Here is a 17,253-nt window from a genome sequence, read left to right as displayed (position 1 = left end):
TTCCTTCAGCCAGGGACATGTCACAGGACATGCCAGGGGATCCGGGGAACCGATCCCCGTGGACCCACGGACAGTTGGGAGTGCTCGTGCAGCAACGCCCGCGCCTCGTGCAGCAACGCCCGCTCCGCACCTCCAGACGCACGCTGCTGACCGCCACGGCCACCGCCGCAGCGGCAGCCGCACTCGGCGCCATCCCCGCACATGCTCAGCCAGCCCACAGCAAGGACCGTGAACTGCGCCGGATCATCAGCCGGATGTCCCTGGAGGAGAAGGTCGGCCAGGTCTTCGTCTCCCGGGTCTACGGAGAGACCGCCACCGACCCCGCCCAGGCCGATATCGACCTCAACCTCGCGCAGCTCGGCGTCCGTGACGCCGCCGAGCTGATAGCGAAGTACCACGTCGGCGGGATCATCTACTTCGGCTGGGCGCACAACGTCCGCGAGCCGCATCAGATAGCCGGCCTGTCGAACGGGATCCAGAAGGCGGCGCTCCAACAGGCCTCCCGCGTCCCCCTGTTGATCTCCACCGACCAGGAGCACGGCATCGTCTGCCGCGTGGGCAAGCCCGCCACGCTGATGCCCGGCGCGATGGCGCTCGGCGCGAACGGTTCGCGTTCCGACGCCCGCCGCGCCGCCCGGATCGCAGGACGCGAGCTCGCCGCGCTCGGCATCCGCCAGAACTACGCCCCGGTCGCCGACGTCAACGTCAACCCCGGCAACATCGTCATAGGCGTACGGTCCTTCGGCGCCGACCCCGAGGCGGTCGCCCGTCTGGTGGCCGCACAGGTCGACGGGTATCAGAGCGCCGCCATCGCGGCCACGTCGAAGCACTTCCCCGGACACGGCGACACCGAGGACGACAGCCACTACTCGCTGCCGTACATCCACCACACCCGCGAGGAGTTCGAGCGGCTCGATCTGCCCCCGTTCAAGGCGGCGATACGGGCCGGCATCGACTCGATCATGACCGCCCATATCGTGGTCCCCGCCCTCGACCCCGCCGAGGACCCCGCCACCCTCTCCCGCCCGATCATGACCGGCGTCCTGCGTGAACAGCTCGGCTACGACGGCGTGGTGGTCACCGACTCCCTCGGCATGGAGGGCGTACGCACCAAGTACGGGGACGACCGCGTCCCGGTGCTCGCCCTCAAGGCCGGCGTCGACCAGCTGCTCAACCCGCCTTCGCTCGAAGTCGCCTGGAACGCGGTGCTCGATGCCGTACGCAGCGGGGAGCTGACCGAGGAGCGGCTCGACGAGTCGATCCTGCGCGTGCTGCGCCTCAAGTCGAAGCTCGGACTGTTCCGCGACCCGTACACCACGGCCCGCGACGTGGACCGTACCGTCGGCATCCCCGAGCATCTGCGCGCCGCCGAGCAGATCGCCGACGAGACCACCACGCTGCTCGTCAACACCGGCAAGCTGCTGCCGCTGTCCAAGAGCAGCACGCCCGACATCCTTGTCCTGGGCGTCGATCCGGCCTCACCGTCCGGTACGACGGGGCCGCCGACCACCGTGTTCACCAAGGCCCTCACCGAGCTCGGCTTCACGGCGAGCGCCCTGCCGACCGGGACCGCGCCCACTGCCGCGAAGATCGACGAGGCGGTGGCGGCCGTCGCGGGCAAGGACGTGGCCGTCGTGCTCACCTCGAACGTCTCGGCGACCAGCGCCCAGCGCACCCTGGTCACCCGGCTCGCCGCGACCGGCGTCCCGGTGGTGACTGTCTCCGTGAACCGTCCGTACGACGTCGCACGGCTGCCCGAGCCGAAGGCCGTACTGGCCACGTACTCCTGGACCGACACCGAACTGCGGGCCGCGGCCCGGGTGATCGCGGGGAAGGCGGATCCGGTGGGCCGGCTGCCCGTGCCCGTCCAGCGCGCCGACGATCCGACCACCACGCTGTATCCGATCGGTTACGGACTGTCGTACTAGCCGGACACCGGGTGTGCGGCGTACCCGGCGTACGCCGCACACCCGGCGCGCCACCCCCAACTGACGCAAAGCACCCTGCACACCTGGCGTGCGCCCCGTCCGAGGCCGCACGCTGAGAGGACGTCTCGGGGGGTTCAACATGCGCAGAGCACGATTCGCGCGGGTGATGTGTGCGCCGTTACTGATGGGGGTGCTGGCTCTGGTGGGGTGCCAGAAGTCGCCCGGCGCGAGCGGCAGTCTGAACGACACATCCGCATCCAAGTCTCCGTCCGGCTACGGCCTGGTCTTCCTCGGTGTCGACGAGTGCGCCTCGCGCGGCAAGGGCTCCGCCGAGGTGCCGTGCACCAGCGAGAAGGCCCAGGCGAGAGTGATCGCGCGCTATGACGGCAAGCAGTCTCAGGGCCCGGCCTGCCCGGGGCCCACGGACTTCGTGCTGCACATCAGCGAGTCGTCCACCTACGACGAGGACGGCGACGGATCCGTGCCCAAGGGCTATGCGTGCATGCGCAATCTGGAGTCACCGCATCCGGGCGACCCGGGCGGAGGCGGCGGCCCACGCACCATCGTCGGCGACTGCGTCTACACGGCCGGCAAGGGCGAGGTCCGCGAGACGGCATGCGACGGGTCGGGCGAGAACGAGCCGGAGTTCAAGGTGCGTTCGGCGGTCCGCGGCCGCGACAAGTGCCCGGACAGCACCGAGCTGTACGTCCAGTTGGGCGGGAGCAAGCCGGTCGGGTGCGCGGTGCCGGCGTAGGCAGCGGCACGGCACGGAGAGACCGGCAAAGAGAGGGACCTGCACAGAGAGAGACCGGCACAGAGCCGGGCCGGTGCGGCGCACAAAGCGCCCCACCGGCCCGGCACATGGTGGTGTCACGGCCGCAGCGTCCGCGGTCCGTCCTGCCCGTCGAGGCGGGCGTCGTACGTGGTGAGCGCCTTCGCCGTGCCCGGATCGGCCTTCACCGAAGCCGGCGCGACATTGGCCCACTCAAGGATCCGCGCGATGGCCAGCGCCTCGTCCTCGGCGTCCAGAGCCGCGACGTTCGCCCCGTGGTTGGCCCCCGGCGCGGTGAACACATGGCTGTCGTGCGTGCCCTTGCCCGGGCGGAAGCGCTCGGCTCCCCACGGGTCGTTCTCGCCGTAGACGTACATCATGCGCGTGGCGTTCTTGCGTACCCAGCTGTCCACGTCCCGCATGACCCACGGCTTGAACTTCATCTCGATGTCCCGCGGCACGAAGTTCCGCGGCGGCTGGTAGCCGTACCGCGAAAGGCCGTTGAGATGCGGCTGCTCGATGTCCGGGGAGCCCAGCTCGGTGCCCGCCTGGTAGTAGTACGGCGTGTACGGCGCGAGCCCCTGGTCGGTGTAGAAGGAGAAGCCGGAGATCGCGTCGACCGTGTTCCAGATCTCCTCGTCGGTCGCGGACTTGGCGACCGGAATCGAGGCGCAGTCGGAGAGCAGGCTGTACTGCCAGAACGCCCAGGTGAAGTCGAGGACGACGGCCTCGTAGGCCTTGTCGAGGGAGCCGACGGTCTTGAAGGTGTAGCCGTTGTCCTTCGCGTACGCGGCGTACTTCTCCTCCAGCGGACCGCGCCGGATCAGCGCCTCGCGCTGGATGTTGTTCAGCTTGTCGCGGCACTCCTGGGTGCCGACCTTCGACAGGAAGCGGTCGTACGCGGAGTCCTCGTGGTTGACGACGTCGTTGGGCGCCACATAGGCGACGACACCGTCCATGTCCTTGGGGTAGAAGCGTTCGTAGTACGTGGCGGTCATACCGCCCTTGGACCCGCCGGTCGACAGCCAGCGCCCCGGGTAGAGACCGTCGAGCGCCTGGAAGATGCGGTGCTGGTCGCTTGCCGCCTGCCAGATGTCCAGCTTGGTCCAGTCGGCGGGCTGCGGACGGGACGGCGTGAAGAAGCGGTACTCCATGGAGACCTGGTTGCCGTCGATGATCCGCGTGGGCTCGCTGCGGCCGGGGTTGGTGGAGACCCCGTAGCCGGAGGTGTGGAAGACGGTGGGACGCGCGGTGTCCTTGTGCAGCAGGGTCAGCCGCTGCTTGAAGGTGCCCTTGGACGGGTCGCGGTGGTCCACGGGCTGGGTGTAGTTGAGAACGAAGTAGCGGTAGCCCGCGTAGGGCTTCTCCTCGATCAGGCTCATGCCCTTGATCGCGAGCAGACGGTCCAGGATGTCGGTCGTCTGCGGCTTGCCGGCAGCGGTCGCCGTGGCCGTGCCCGCCGCCATGGTGCCTATCAGCACCACGAGCGTGAGCAGCCATCTGAGCGCCTTACGCATGCAGGTACCCTCCCCTGTGGTCACAGATAGCACCGGAACCTAGTGCAGCAACTTTCCGGGCACCAGGGGGAGTTCACCGCTCATCGTGGTGGTTTACGGAGATCGCGGCCGGAAAGCGGGGCGATCACCCGGGCTCACCGGCGGGGGTACTTGAACCAGCCGTCGCTGTACTTGCCGCTGCCCACCGAGCCCCTGATCCAGACCTTGCGGGTGCCGATGTGGGTGCGTACGGGTCCGGCGTACTTCTTGTACCGGCCGGACTTCGCCGCCGCCCGGCTGCCACGCGCCTGGATGCTGACGCTCATGGTGCGGAGGGTGCCGGGGTGCTTGGCGTACGTCATGGCGCACAGGAAGTCGCCGTCGCGGAAGACATGGACGGATCCGGTCGAGAACCTCAGGGTGTCGACCTTGTGCCCCGCGCAGCGGGTCGCGGCGTGCGCGTCGCCGGAGAACGGGCCGACCAGCGTGAGCAGCACGGCGACGGCGAGCAGCACGAGTCCGGCGCGCGCCTTGCGTATCGCCCCGTCCGCCACGTGCATCCCTCCCACCCCTGCACCGTACGCAGGTACGGACGCAGGTGGGGCACCGGGTGGTTCCGGGGCTGGCCGAAAGCGTCTCCTTCGATGAGGACTTTGACGTGTTCGGGGCACTCTTGTGACTGACGCGAAAGGCAGAGCCATGACCCACACGCGTACTTCATCCCGTACGTCCGCACGTACTTCGTCCCGTACGTCCGCACGTACTTCGTCCCGTACGTCCCCACGTACTTCTTCCGGCAGGTCCGGCCGCGCCCTGATCGTGGCCCTCACGCTCGCCGGGCTCGTCGCGGTGCCGGCCTCGGTCTCCGCGATGGACTACGCGCCGGCGGGAGCCGCCCCCAAGGCGGCGGCCGAAGCCCCGCAGTCGGCCGGCGACGCCCCCAAGCCGGCCGCCGAAGCCCCGAAGGCCCAGGAACCGCCGCCCGCCCCGGTGTTGAGCGGCGATCCGGAGACCCCGTACACCCGCGTCGCGCACTTCTACGCCGCGTATGTCGACGTGGCGAGCGACCCGGGCTCCGACGCGGCCGCCACCGCTCTGCGCGCCTTCTACCTCACTCCCGCCGCCCAGAAGCGCCTCGCCGACTGGGAGCGGCGCAATGAGGCGGACGGGGTGCTGCGCGCCCAGAACTCCCCCACCGCATGGCGGGTGACCCCCGAGGGCAGCGGAATGGGCACCACCTGGTCGACGGTCCGGCTGACCTGGGGCGAGGGCAAGGACCGTACGTACACCTATCTGAAGGTGACCACCGAGCTGGCGAGCGGAAAGATCTCCGACATCAGCGAGAAGTACTGACCATCAGCGGGAAGTACTGACCGCCGCCTCGGCTTCCGGATCGGCGTCGGCCTCGGCCTCGCCGATGAAGGTGCGCCACAGCCGCGCGTACGTGCCGTCGAGCGCGAGCAGTTCGTCGTGCGTGCCGTCCTCGGCGACCCGGCCGTGGTCCATCACGATCACCCGGTCCGCGCGGGCCGCGGTGGTCAGACGGTGCGCGACCACAAGCGTCGTACGGCTGGCGCCGAGACGGTCCGCGGCCTGGTTGACCTGCGCCTCGGTGGCGAGGTCGAGGGCCGCGGTGGCCTCGTCGAGCAACAGCACGTCCGGGTCGACCAGTTCGGCCCGGGCGAGCGCGATCAGCTGGCGCTGGCCCGCGGAGAGGTTGCGGCCGCGTTCGCTGACCTCGTGCAGATAGCCGCCCTCCAGCGTCGCGATCATCTCGTGCGCGCCAACCGCGCGGGCGGCCGCCTCGACCTGGGCGTCGGTGGCGTCGGGCCGTCCGTAGGCGATGGCGTCGCGCACGGTCCCGGCGAACAGATAGGCCTCCTGCGGTACGACACCGAGGCGGTGCCGGTACGAGGTGAGGTCGAGGTCGCGCAGATCGCTGCCGTCGACCGTGACCCGGCCGCCGGTCGGGTCGTAGAACCGGGCGACCAGCTTGACCAGCGTGGACTTGCCCGCGCCGGTCTCGCCGACGAACGCCACGGTCTGCCCGGCGGGGATCGTCAGGTCGACCTGGTGGAGCGCGTCCTCCCCGTCCCCGTACGCGAACTGGACGCCCTCGAAGGCGATCTCGCCGCGCAGCGAGAGGACCTCGCGCGGTTCGTCGGCGGCCTTGGTGGAGGTCGGCTCCTGGAGGAGCTCCTGGATCCGGCCGAGCGAGACGGTCGCCTGCTGGTAGCCGTCGAAGACCTGCGAGAGCTGCTGTACGGGCGCGAAGAACAGGTCGATGTAGAGCAGATACGCGACCAGGGCGCCGGTGGTGAGCGTGCCGGCGTCGACCCGGTGGGCGCCGACGATCAGCACGGCCGCGGCGGCCACGGAGGACAGGAACTGGACGAACGGGAAGTAGACCGAGATCAGCCACTGCCCCTTGACACGGGCCTGGCGGTAGCTGTCGCTGCGCTCGGCGAACCGTGCGGAACCGGAGCGCTCGCGGCGGAAGGCCTGGACGATCCGCAGACCGGAGACGGACTCCTGGAGGTCGGCGTTGACCACGGAGACGCGTTCACGGGCGAGTTCGTACGCCTTCACGCTGGACTTGCGGAAGAAGTACGTGCCGACGACCAGGACCGGCAGGGTCGCGAAGACGACCAGGGCGAGCTGGAGGTCGATCACCAGGAGCGCGACCATGATGCCGAAGAAGGTGACGACGGAGACGAAGGCCGTGACGAGTCCGGTCTGCAGGAACGTGGACAGGGCGTCCACGTCCGTGGTCATCCGGGTCATGATGCGGCCGGTCAGCTCGCGCTCGTAGTAGTCGAGCCCGAGGCGCTGGAGCTGGGCGAAGATCTTCAACCGCAGTGAGTACAGGACCCGTTCACCGGTCCGGCCCGTCTTGCGGATCTCCCCGGTCTGCGCGGCCCACTGCACGATGACGGCGATCAGCGCGAGTCCTGCGGCGGTCCAGACGGCGCCGAGCGCGGCCTGGTTGACGCCCTCGTCGATGCCGTGCCGGATGAGGACGGGAAGCAGCAGGCCCATGCCCGCGTCGACCGCGACGAGGGAGAGGGCGATGAGCAGCGGTTTGCCGAAGCCCTTGAGGAGGCGGCGCAGCCCGTACGACTTCTCGGGGGCTACGGCGTTGGCCTCGTCGATGCCGGGGGTGTCGGTGGCCGGGGGCAGGGCGTCGACCTGGGCGAGGAGTTCGGGAGTCGCGGGGGTGTCGCTGAGGGCGGTGTCCTTGGGGGTGCGGTCGCCGGCCCACAGCTGCGGGGTGATCCCGCGCTCGGCGTCGAACTCGGCGTCCAGCTCTTCTCGTACGGAGCAGTCCTCGTGCGCGACGGTCTTCTGCAGCAGGTGGCCCGGCGATACGGCGCCCAGCTCGTCCGGGTCGGTGAGCAGGCGGCGGTAGAGGGCCGAGCGCTCTTCCAGCTCCTCGTGGGTGCCGATGTCGGCGAGCCTGCCCTCGTCGAGTACGGCGATGCGGTCGGCGAGGCCGAGCGTGGAGCGGCGGTGGGCGATGAGCAGGGTGGTGCGCCCGGCCATGACCTGCTTGAGGGCCTCGTGGATCTCGTGCTCGACGCGGGCGTCCACGGCGGAGGTGGCGTCGTCGAGGACGAGCAGACGCGGGTCGGTGAGGATCGCGCGGGCGAGTGCGAGGCGCTGGCGCTGGCCGCCGGAGAGGGTGAGGCCGTGCTCGCCGACCGTGGTGTCGTAGCCCTCGGGCAGTTCGTCGATGAAGCGCTCGGCCTGCGCGGCGCGCGCGGCCGCCTCGATCTGCTCCTGGGTGGCGTCCGGGGCTCCGTACGCGATGTTGGCGCGGACGGTGTCGGAGAAGAGGAAGGAGTCCTCGGGGACCAGGCCGATCGCGGCCCTGAGCGATTCGAGCGTCAGCTCGCGTACGTCATGGCCGCCGACGAGTACGGCGCCGTGCGAGACGTCGTAGTAGCGGGGCAGCAGGAGCGAGACGGTGGACTTGCCGCTGCCGGACGAGCCGACGACGGCGACAGTCTCGCCGGGCTCGATGGTGAGCGAGAAGTTCTTGAGGACCGGGCGGCCGTCGTCGTACGCGAAGGAGACGTCGTCGAACTCGACCGTCGCCGGGGCGTCGGCCGGGAGCTTCTTGGTGCCGTCCTCGATGACGGGCTCGGTGTCGATCAGTTCGAGCACGCGCTCGACGCCGGCACGGGCCTGCTGGCCGACGGTGAGGACCATGGCGAGCATGCGGACGGGGCCGACGAGCTGGGCGAGGTAGGTCGAGAAGGCGACGAAGGTGCCGAGCGTGATCTCGCCGCGCACCGCGAGCCAGCCGCCGAGCGCGAGCATGGCGACCTGGCCGAGGGCGGGGACGGACTGGAGGGCCGGGGTGTAGCGGGCGTTCAGCTTGATGGTGCGCAGGCGGCCGGCGAACAGGCGGCGGCCGACCTCCCTGAGCTTGCCGGTCTCCTGGTCCTCCTGGCCGAAGCCCTTGACCACGCGTACGCCGGAGACGGCGCCGTCGACGACGCCCGCGACGGCGGCGGCCTGGGCCTGGGCGTACCAGGTTGCCGGGTGCAGGCGGGTCTTGCTGCGCTTGGCGATGAACCAGAGGGCGGGGGCGACGGCGAGCGCGACGAGGGTCAGGGGCAGCGACAGCCAGGCCATGATCCCCAGGGAGATCAGGAAGAGCAAAATGTTGCCGATGGTCATCGGCAGCATGAAGAGCAGGCCCTGGATCAGCTGGAGGTCGCTGGTGGCGCGGCCGACGACCTGGCCGGTGGACAGCTCGTCCTGGCGGCGGCCGTCGAGCCGGGTGATCGCTCCGTACATGTCGGTGCGCAGATCGTGCTGGACGTCGAGGGCGAGGCGGCCGCCGTAGTAGCGGCGGATGTACGTCATGACGTAGACGACCAGAGCGGCCGCTATCAGGAGACCCGTCCAGGTCCCGAGCGACCGCTCGTGGGTGTCGATCACGTCGTCGATGACGACCTTGGTGATCAGCGGCACGACCGCCATGACGGCCATGCCGCCGAGGCTGGAGCCCAGCGCCAGGATGACGTCCTTCGGGTAGCGCCATGCGTACCCGGTCAGCCTCCTGGCCCACCCCTGCTGTGCCGCCGCCACTGAAAGCCTCCTGCTGTTGTCCGCTGCCGGAGGGATCAACGCGGGTCGGGGCGGATTTCATCCCGGCCTGGGGCCCGTGTGCCCGTGCGGGGTGCTTTACGCCGCGCGCGGTGTACGTGGTGTCAGGACCAGGGTCAGCAGGGCCGCCGCGGCCGCGGCGACGGCGCCCGCGACGAACCCGCGGTCGAACCCCTCGCTGTCCGTCCCAGTGATGCTGACCGCGGCCATGCTGGAGACCACCGCGGCGCCGAGCGAGGCGCCGAACTCGTGGAAGGTGCTCAGGATCCCCGAGGCGAGACCGGCCTCGTGCGGTGCGATCTGTCCCAGGGCCGTGGCGGAGGCGACGACGAAGACCACTCCCGTGCCCGCTGCTGCCACCGAGATGCCGACGACCAGGGCTGCGGTCGGCTCCCACAGGACCGGGACGGTCATGCCCGCTGCCGCGAGCAGCAGGCCTCCCGCGCCGAGCGCCTTCGGACCGGTCCGTCCGATCACCCGGCCCGCGAGGGTGGCGCCCACCATCGTGGCCGCCGCCACCGGCAGGAAGAGCAGTCCGGTGGCCAGCGCTCCGTGACCGCGGTGGTCCTGCAGGGAGAACGTGCCGAGGAAGAACACCATGATCATCAAGGCGGTGGCCACCAGGATGAGGACGGTGCCGGTCGCCACCGGGCGGCGTATCAGCAAAGTGACGTCCATCAGCGGGGTGCGCGCCCGGCGCTGGCGTACGACGAAGAGCACGTACAGGACCGCGGCCGCGAGCACGAGGAGCGCCGTCGCTGCGGTGGCCCAGCCCTTGTCGCCGGCGCGGACCAGGGCGTAGGTCAGGGTGCCGGTGGCGGCGGTGACCAGCGCCGCGCCCAGGACGTCGAGGCGGCCGCGGTCCGGTGCGGCTTGTGCGGCCGGCAGGTTGACGCGCAGGGCGAAGAACAGCAGCACGCCCACGGGGACGTTGACGAAGAACACCCACGGCCAGCCGGGCCCGGCGGTCAGGAGACCGCCGAGGAGTACGCCGAGGGCGGCGCCGCTGCCGCCGAGGGAGGACCAGATGCCCAGGGCCTTGTTGCGCTCCTCGCCGTCGAAGAGCGTGACGACAAGGGACAGCGCCGCGGGCGAGAGGATTGCGGCGGCCAGACCCTGCACCACGCGGCCGCCGAGCAGCATCGGGCCGTTGGCGGCGAGGCCGGCCAGGAGGGATGCGCCGGCGAACAGCAGGAGTCCGGCCAGGACCGTCCGGCGGGCGCCGAACAGGTCCGCCGCCCGGCCGCCGAGCAGCAGCAGCCCGCCGAACGCCAGGGTGTAGCCGCTCACCACCCAGGTCAGCGCGTCACGGCTGAGGCCGAGGTCCGCCCCGATGTGCGGCAGGGCGATGGCGACGACGGTGACGTCGAGGATCAGCATCAGTTGCGCGACGCCGACCAGGCCGAGGATCTTCCAGCGGCGTGGGTCGGGTGTGCGGGTGGGCTGTGCGGATGACAACGGCTCGCTCATGACCTGCCCCCTTCAGGTAAGTCAAACACGACTGTTCGAGTTATCGACTGTACTATAACTCGAACATTGGTGTTTGAGTTAAGGGGAGCTTCGAGGATGGTTCGCCCAGCAGCAGCGGGAACCCGCAGAGCCGACGCCCGGCAGAACGCGGACAAGATCGTCGATGCCGCCATCGACTGTCTCGGCCGCAAGCCGGCCGCGAGCATGGTCGACATCGCCCAGGCCGCCGGGGTGGGCCGGGTCACGCTGTACGGCCACTTCTCCTCGCGGGAGGCGGTCGTCGAGGCCGCGCTGGCCCGGGTGATCGAGCGGGGGCAGGGGACGCTCGACGGTCTCGACGACACAGCCGCCGAAGGTGATCCGCGCGAGGTACTGCGCCGGCTGATCGAGTCGAGCTGGATGCTGATCGCGCAGGCGAGCGGGGTGCTCGAGGCGGCCCAGGCGACGCTCTCGCCGCAGCGGATCCACGATCTGCACGCCGTTCCGGAGCGACGCGTCCTCGCGCTCATCGAGCGCGGGCAGGAGCAGGGCGTCTTCCGCGACGATCTGCCGGCCGCCTGGCTGTCCAACGCGCTCCATCACGTACTGAAGGGCGCTGCGGCCGATGTGAACGGCGGCCGCCTCGATCCGGAACAGGCCCCGCAGTTCATCACCGGGATCGTCCTGGCGGCAGCCGCACCCCAGGCGCCAGCCGCGCCTCGGGCCGAGGCCACGCCCCAGGCCGAAGCCGCACCTCACGCCGAAGCCGCACCTCAGGCCAAAGCCACGCCTCAGGCCAAAGCCACGCCTCGGGCCGAAGCCGCACCTCAGGCCGAAGAGAGCAACGGGAGGACCTCGTGAACGACGGCACCTACGAGCTCCGCCCCGGCGCCCCTTCCGTGGACGACTACCGTCGGCTGCGCACCGCCGCCGGCCTCAGCGCCAAGTCGGCCGAGGCCGCGGCGATCGGTCTGGCGCACACCTGGTACGGGGTGACGGTGCTGCACGAGGGCGCCGCGATCGGCACCGGTCGGGTCATCGGCGACGGTGGCTGCCACTTCCAGATCGTCGACATCTGCGTCCTGCCCGAGCATCAGGGACGCGGCCTGGGCCGCCGCATCATGGAGGCCCTGGTCGGCGAACTCGAGCGCCGCGCCCCGGCCACCGCCTACGTCTCCCTCATCACCGACGGGGACGCCCAGCACCTGTACCGGAAGTTCGGCTTCACCGACACCGCGCCCGCTTCCATCGGCATGGCCCGCTCCATCGGCTGACGGGGCGGGCCCGGGGAGCCCCGGCGCGAGCCGGGGTCCCTCGGACCCTCACGCCCTCGGCCCGCGCGTCATCCCAGATGCGTGGCCGCGAACAGCCTGACCACCGTCGGCAGCACCACGACCGAAGGCCCGGGCTGCGCAAGGGACTTGGCCAGGTCCTCCTCCAGCGAAGCCGGCGAGGTCCGGACCGCCGGCACCCCGAACGACTCCGCCAGGGCCACGAAGTCGGGCCTCGCCAACTCCGTGCCCGTGGCCTCGCCGAAGGCGTCCGTCATGTACTCGCGCAGGATGCCGTAACCGCCGTCGTCGACGATCAGCCACGTCACGGGGAGGCCGTACTGCTTCGCCGTCGCGAGCTCGGCGAGCGAGTACATCGCACCGCCGTCGCCGGAGACCGCGAGCACCGGCTTCGACGGGTCGGCCGCCGCCGCACCGAGCGCCGCCGGATAGGCGTAGCCCAGACCGCCCGCACCCTGGGCCGAGTGCATCGTGTTGGGGCGACGGGCGTCGAAGGCCGACCACGCCCAGTACGACAGGATCGTCATGTCCCAGAAGCTGGGCGATGCGTCGGGGAGCGCCGCACGGACCGAGGCGAGCAGCTGCTGCTCCGCGTCGAGATCCTGCGCGTCGATCCGCTCCCGTACGCGGTCGAGAACCTCCCTTACGCGCGAGGCCGCCGAGGCGTCCTCGCGCGGACCGTCCAGGGTTTCGAGCAGGGCGGTCAGGGCGATACGGGCGTCCGCGTGGATGCCGAGCGCCGGAAGGTTCGACTCCAGCTTGCCCGCGTCCGCCTCGATCTGGATGACCCGGCCGCGGGGCTTGAACGTGTGGTAGTTCGAGGAGAGTTCGCCCAGGCCCGAGCCGACCACGAGCAGGACGTCCGCGTCCTCGAGGAAGTCGGTGGTGTGCCGGTCCTCCAGCCAGGACTGCAGGGAGAGGGGGTGCTCCCAGGGGAAGGCGCCCTTGCCGCCGAAGGTGGTGACCACCGGGGCGTTCAGCTGCTCGGCGAGCGCGCGCAGCTTGCCCGAGGCGTCCGAGCGGACCACTCCGCCGCCCGCGATGATCGCGGGACGCGCCGCGTTCGCCAGCAAGTCGGCCGCGACCGCGGTCAGTTCGGGGCGGGGAAGCAGGTCGTGCGGGAACGCGTCGACCGGAGTGACCTGCGGCAGCGCGGTTTCGGCGAGCAGCACGTCCTGCGGGATCTCCACCCACACCGGACCGTGCGGGGCGGTGAGCGCCGACTCCCAGGCCGCGGCGATCGCCGAGGGGATCTGCGACTGCGTACGGACGGTGTGCACGGATTTCACGATGTCGCGGAACGAGGCCTGCTGGTCCCGCAGTTCATGCAGATAGCCGTGGCGCCCGCCGCCGAGTCCCGCCGTCGGGATCTGGCTGGAGATCGCGAGGACGGGCGCGGAGGCGGCGGCCGCCTCCTGGAGCGCGGCGAGCGCGGTCAGCGCGCCAGGTCCGGTGGAGAGCAGCAGCGGTGCCGCCTCGCCCGTGACCCGGCCGTAGGCGTCGGCCGCGAAGCCCGCGTTGTTCTCCACCCGCAGGCCCACATAGCGCAGGTCGGAGCGGCGCAGCGCGTCGAACATGCCGAGCGCGTGCTGGCCGGGCAGCCCGAACACGGTGGTCGCGCCGAGACCCTGCAGGGTCTCGATGACGAGGTCGCCGCCATTGCGCCCGGCCGGCGGGTTCAGCGCGGCCTCCGTCTGGGCCGGCGTCGGCCGCAGCTCGATGTCGTGGTCGTGGGTCACCGGGCACCCTCCGCGGCGCCCCGCGCCTCGGCGATCTGACGGCTCATGATCGTCGTCAGCTCGTACGCCGTGTGCGATGCGGCCACCGCGGTGATCTCGGCGTGGTCGTACGCGGGCGCCACCTCGACCACGTCCGCCGAGACCAGGTTGCAGGAGGACAGGCCGCGCAGGATCTCCAGGAGCTCGCGCGAGGTCATGCCGCCGGCCTCGGGCGTGCCCGTGCCGGGCGCGTGCGCCGGGTCGAGGCAGTCGATGTCGATCGAGATGTACAGCGGGCGGTCGCCGATGCGCTGGCGCAACTGGTCCGCGACCTCGTCCGCGCCGCGCCGGTAGACGTCCGCGGAGGTGACGATGCCGAAGCCCATCTTCTCGTCGTCGGTCAGGTCCTGCTTGCCGTACAGCGGGCCGCGGATGCCGACGTGGCTGAGCGCCGAGGTGTCGAGGATGCCCTCCTCGACCGCGCGCCGGAAGGGGGTGCCGTGCGTGTACTCCGCGCCGAAGTAGGTGTCCCAGGTGTCCAGGTGCGCGTCGAAGTGCAGCAGCGCGACCGGCCCGTGCTTCTTGGCGACGGAACGGAGCAGCGGCAGGGCGATGGTGTGGTCGCCGCCGAGCGTCATCAACCGGGCGCCCGTGCCGAGCAGTTCGTCGGCGGCGGCCTCGACGGTCTCCACCGCCTCGTTGATGTTGAACGGGTTGGCCGCTATGTCGCCCGCGTCCGCGACCTGCGCGAGCGCGAACGGCGATGCGTCCTGCGCCGGGTTGTAGGGGCGGAGCAGCCGCGAGGCCTCACGGATGGCATTGCCGCCGAAGCGGGCGCCCGGGCGGTAGGAGACCCCGCTGTCGAAGGGCACGCCGACGACGGCGACGTCGGTCGTGCCGACCTCGTCGAGGCGGGGCAGCCGGGCGAAGGTGGCCGGGCCCGCGTACCGCGGGATCCGGGAGGAATCCACGGGTCCGCGCGGGGTGGCGGACGGGCTGCCGGGGGTCTCGCTGCTGCTCATCGTCGAGCTCCTTCAAGGTGGTGCGGGTGGTACGGGTCTTGCGGGATCAGGCGGGTGGTACGGGTCTTGCGGGATCAGGCGGGTGGTACGGGCCTTGCGGGATCAGGCGGGTGGTGCAGGTCTTGCGGGATCAAGCGGCTGGTACGGGTCTCGCGGATCAGGCGGGTGGTGCAGGTCTCGCCGGATCAAGTGTCGCTCAGGTCGCCCGCGCGGGTTTCGGGCTGTGGATAACCGACGGGCTGTGGATAACTCCGCCACTCGACGGCGGTCAGGCCTTGGCCGCCAAAGGCTCAGCGGGCTCCTCGTCCCCACCCCGCCCCGCCAGCCGCTCCCGCCAGTTCGCGAGCACGGCCTCGTCGGTGGGCCGCGTGGCCAGGGAGACCACGACGTAAGCGGCAAGGGAGGCGAGGAGCCCGTAATAGACCGGCTCGTTCGCGAGGATCCCGTACTTCCACATCAGGAAGATCACGGTCGCTCCGCCGACACCGACCGCGGCCAGCGCCCCGTGCACCGTGCCGCGCTTCCACAGCAGGCCGCCGAGGATCGGTACGAGCAGCCCGCCGACCAGCAGGTCGTACGCGACGGTCAGGCCTTCCAGGACGCTGTCCAGCTGGATCGCGATCACGATCACGGCGACGCCCATGATGAGGATGAACACCCGGTTGCCCCGCACCTCGTCGCGCTCGCCCTGCTCAGCGCCGACCACGCCACGTATCCGCGACCAGATGTCGTTGTTCGCCACGGTCGCCGACGCGATGAGCGCCCCGGACGAGGTGGACATCACGGCCGCCAGGGCTGCGGCGAGCACCAATCCGCGCACACCGACCGGGAGTTCCTCCTTCACGATCGTCGCGAAGGCGTCGTCTGCCGAGCCCAGCTTCGGGAAGAGCACCTTGGCCGCCGTACCGATCAAAGCCCCGGCCACCGCGTACGCCAGGCAGTACGTACCGGCCACGGTCCCGCCCCACTTGGCCGTCGTGTCGCTGCGGGCGGTGAACACGCGCTGCCAGATGTCCTGCCCGATCAGCATGCCGAACGTATAGATCAGGACGTACGTGAAGATCGTCTCGCCGCCGATGCCGAGCGGGTCGAAGTACGAGGTCGGCAGGGAGTCCTTCATCTCGCCGAAGCCGCCCGCCTTCACGACGGCGATCGGCAGGAGCAGAAGCAGCACACCGATCGTCTTGACCACGAACTGCACCATGTCGGTGAGCGTGATCGACCACATGCCGCCGAGGGTCGAGTACACAACGACGATGGAGCCGCCGAGGATGATCGACATCGTGCGGTTCAGGTCGAAGAGGACGTCGAAGATCGTGGCGTAGGCGATCGTGGAAGTGACCGCGAGCATCAAGGTGTACGCCCACATCACCAGGCCCGAGATGATGCCGGCGCGGCCGCCGTACCGCAGATCGAGCATCTCGGAGACGGTGTAGACCTTCAGGCGCGCGATCCGCGCCGAGAAGAAGACGCTGAGCGCGAGCAGTCCGAGGCCGATGGTGAAGACCATCCAGGCGCCCGAGAGTCCGTACTGGTAGCCGAGCCCGACACCGCCGATCGTCGAGGCGCCGCCGAGGACGATCGCGGCCATGGTGCCGGAGTACATCCACGGTCCGAGCCGGCGTCCCGCGACCAGGAACTCGCTCTTCGACTTGGCCCTGCGCATCCCCCACCAGCCCATGGCGAGCATGCCGGCGAGATAGACGACGATCACCGCGTAATCGACAGCCATGCGTGGGCTCCTCCAAGCGCCTGGGGGGCAGGTTCGTGGGTTGACACTAGGTGGCCCGCACAGGGCCGTGAAGTGTACGTTTCATCCATCCGAAAGCCACCTGATGGATGGATCGTCCACAGTGCCGGACCTCGCCGCACCCACAGCTCCCCCCACCGCCCCACCCACTCCGCCCATCCCTCTCAGCGCCCTCCTCGCCCGCCCCGACCTCGGCCTGCGCCAGGTCGCCGGACCGGTCGACGCCGAGACCGCCGTCCACTGGGTGCACACCAGCGAGATGGCCGACCCCTATCCGTATCTCCTCGGCGGCGAGCTGCTCCTGTCCGCGGGCGTGCACTGCCCCGACCCTTCCGACGCGGCGCACTACGACACGTACGCCGCCCGTATCGTGCAGGCCGGCGGGGCGGCGCTCGGGTTCGGGGTCGCGCCGGTGCACGACCGGGTGCCGCAGCCGCTGATCGAGGCCTGTGACCGCTACGGGCTTCCGCTGCTCGAAGTCGCCCCCAAGACCCCGTTCACCACGGTCGCGCGGGCGGTCTGGCAGCTGATGGCGCAGGCCCGCCATGCCGAGCTGCGCCGGGTCGCCGAGGCCCAGCAGGCCCTCGCCGCCGCGGCCGCACGTTCCGACCCGGTGGCTTGCGTGCTGCGCCAACTGGCGCGCAGGCTGGGCGGATACGCGGTGCTCCTGGGCGCGGCCCCGGAACGCTCGGCCGGCCGCACCCCCCA

13 protein-coding genes are annotated in these 17,253 nt (G+C 70.6%); 6 read left to right on the top strand and 7 right to left on the bottom strand.

Annotated features, from left to right (window positions below; all coding sequences use genetic code 11):
• Positions 1–86 precede the first annotated feature (86 nt).
• Together ABT367_RS12290 and ABT367_RS12285 are read left to right on the top strand one after the other, a co-directional pair.
• A complete protein-coding gene (locus ABT367_RS12290; protein WP_352252291.1) occupies positions 87–1,928 on the top strand; it encodes a glycoside hydrolase family 3 protein in 1,842 nt (613 codons plus the stop codon).
• A gap of 139 nt (positions 1,929–2,067) precedes the next feature.
• Positions 2,068–2,682 carry a hypothetical protein gene (locus tag ABT367_RS12285; protein ID WP_352252289.1) on the top strand — a complete coding sequence of 205 codons (615 nt, stop codon included), beginning with the start codon at positions 2,068–2,070 and terminating at the stop codon, positions 2,680–2,682.
• A gap of 116 nt (positions 2,683–2,798) precedes the next feature.
• Here the strand turns inward: ABT367_RS12285 and ABT367_RS12280 are convergent, their stop codons facing one another.
• Positions 2,799–4,217, bottom strand: a complete 1,419-nt coding sequence (locus ABT367_RS12280) for an aminopeptidase (protein WP_352252287.1) — start codon at positions 4,215–4,217, stop codon at positions 2,799–2,801.
• Between the two features lie 134 nt (positions 4,218–4,351).
• Entirely contained in the window at positions 4,352–4,756 is a 405-nt protein-coding gene (locus tag ABT367_RS12275) for a hypothetical protein (RefSeq protein ID WP_352252381.1), read from the bottom strand.
• A gap of 259 nt (positions 4,757–5,015) precedes the next feature.
• Here ABT367_RS12275 and ABT367_RS12270 point away from each other — a divergent pair, with 259 nt between their 5' ends.
• Positions 5,016–5,549, top strand: coding sequence for a hypothetical protein (locus tag ABT367_RS12270; protein WP_352252285.1), 534 nt, complete (start codon positions 5,016–5,018; stop codon positions 5,547–5,549).
• 3 nt (positions 5,550–5,552) lie between these two features.
• Here ABT367_RS12270 and ABT367_RS12265 read toward each other — a convergent pair whose 3' ends face one another.
• Both ABT367_RS12265 and ABT367_RS12260 read right to left on the bottom strand, forming a co-directional pair.
• The gene (locus ABT367_RS12265) at positions 5,553–9,296 is read right to left on the bottom strand and encodes an ABC transporter ATP-binding protein (RefSeq protein WP_352252283.1); all 3,744 of its coding nucleotides are present in this window, start codon (positions 9,294–9,296) and stop codon (positions 5,553–5,555) included.
• Positions 9,297–9,392: 96 nt separating this feature from the next.
• The gene (locus ABT367_RS12260; protein ID WP_352252281.1) at positions 9,393–10,784 is read right to left on the bottom strand and encodes an MFS transporter; all 1,392 of its coding nucleotides are present in this window, start codon (positions 10,782–10,784) and stop codon (positions 9,393–9,395) included.
• Between the two features lie 96 nt (positions 10,785–10,880).
• On the opposite strand from ABT367_RS12260, the gene ABT367_RS12255 reads away from it, so the two are divergent.
• Positions 10,881–11,624: a TetR/AcrR family transcriptional regulator gene (locus ABT367_RS12255; protein ID WP_352252279.1), complete on the top strand. Its 744-nt coding sequence runs from the start codon at positions 10,881–10,883 to the stop codon at positions 11,622–11,624.
• Positions 11,621–12,037: a GNAT family N-acetyltransferase gene (locus tag ABT367_RS12250; RefSeq protein WP_352252278.1), complete on the top strand. Its 417-nt coding sequence runs from the start codon at positions 11,621–11,623 to the stop codon at positions 12,035–12,037. The genes ABT367_RS12255 and ABT367_RS12250 overlap by 4 nt, the downstream gene beginning before the upstream one ends.
• A gap of 68 nt (positions 12,038–12,105) precedes the next feature.
• Here the strand turns inward: ABT367_RS12250 and ABT367_RS12245 are convergent, their stop codons facing one another.
• The 3 genes from ABT367_RS12245 to ABT367_RS12235 all read right to left on the bottom strand — a co-directional run bounded on the left by ABT367_RS12245 (position 12,106) and on the right by ABT367_RS12235 (position 16,527).
• Positions 12,106–13,794 carry a thiamine pyrophosphate-binding protein gene (locus ABT367_RS12245; RefSeq protein ID WP_352252276.1) on the bottom strand — a complete coding sequence of 563 codons (1,689 nt, stop codon included), beginning with the start codon at positions 13,792–13,794 and terminating at the stop codon, positions 12,106–12,108.
• Positions 13,791–14,795 carry an agmatinase gene (speB, locus tag ABT367_RS12240; RefSeq protein WP_352252274.1) on the bottom strand — a complete coding sequence of 335 codons (1,005 nt, stop codon included), beginning with the start codon at positions 14,793–14,795 and terminating at the stop codon, positions 13,791–13,793. Before speB ends, ABT367_RS12245 begins: the two co-directional genes overlap by 4 nt.
• Before the next feature lie 268 nt (positions 14,796–15,063).
• Complete coding sequence (locus ABT367_RS12235) at positions 15,064–16,527, bottom strand: sodium:solute symporter (protein ID WP_352252272.1); 1,464 nt, start codon at positions 16,525–16,527, stop codon at positions 15,064–15,066.
• A gap of 103 nt (positions 16,528–16,630) precedes the next feature.
• Between ABT367_RS12235 and ABT367_RS12230 the strand changes: the two genes are divergently transcribed.
• Positions 16,631–17,253 (top strand): PucR family transcriptional regulator ligand-binding domain-containing protein (locus ABT367_RS12230; protein ID WP_352252270.1); only part of this gene is annotated, 623 nt, incomplete at its 3' end.

The organism is Streptomyces mesophilus, assembly GCF_040300965.1.
Lineage (GTDB): Bacteria > Actinomycetota > Actinomycetes > Streptomycetales > Streptomycetaceae > Streptomyces > Streptomyces mesophilus_A.
Note: the sequence above shows the minus strand (reverse complement) of the source record. Positions and strands in the feature narration are given on the sequence as shown.

Coding starts and splice junctions, on each gene's coding strand:
- ABT367_RS12260 (WP_352252281.1), bottom strand. CDS start 10,784: ATGAGCGAGCCGTTGTCATCCGCACAGCCCACCCGCACACCCGACCCA.
- ABT367_RS12285 (WP_352252289.1), top strand. CDS start 2,068: ATGCGCAGAGCACGATTCGCGCGGGTGATGTGTGCGCCGTTACTGATG.
- ABT367_RS12275 (WP_352252381.1), bottom strand. CDS start 4,756: ATGCACGTGGCGGACGGGGCGATACGCAAGGCGCGCGCCGGACTCGTG.
- ABT367_RS12235 (WP_352252272.1), bottom strand. CDS start 16,527: ATGGCTGTCGATTACGCGGTGATCGTCGTCTATCTCGCCGGCATGCTC.
- ABT367_RS12255 (WP_352252279.1), top strand. CDS start 10,881: ATGGTTCGCCCAGCAGCAGCGGGAACCCGCAGAGCCGACGCCCGGCAG.
- ABT367_RS12280 (WP_352252287.1), bottom strand. CDS start 4,217: ATGCGTAAGGCGCTCAGATGGCTGCTCACGCTCGTGGTGCTGATAGGC.
- speB (WP_352252274.1), bottom strand. CDS start 14,795: ATGAGCAGCAGCGAGACCCCCGGCAGCCCGTCCGCCACCCCGCGCGGA.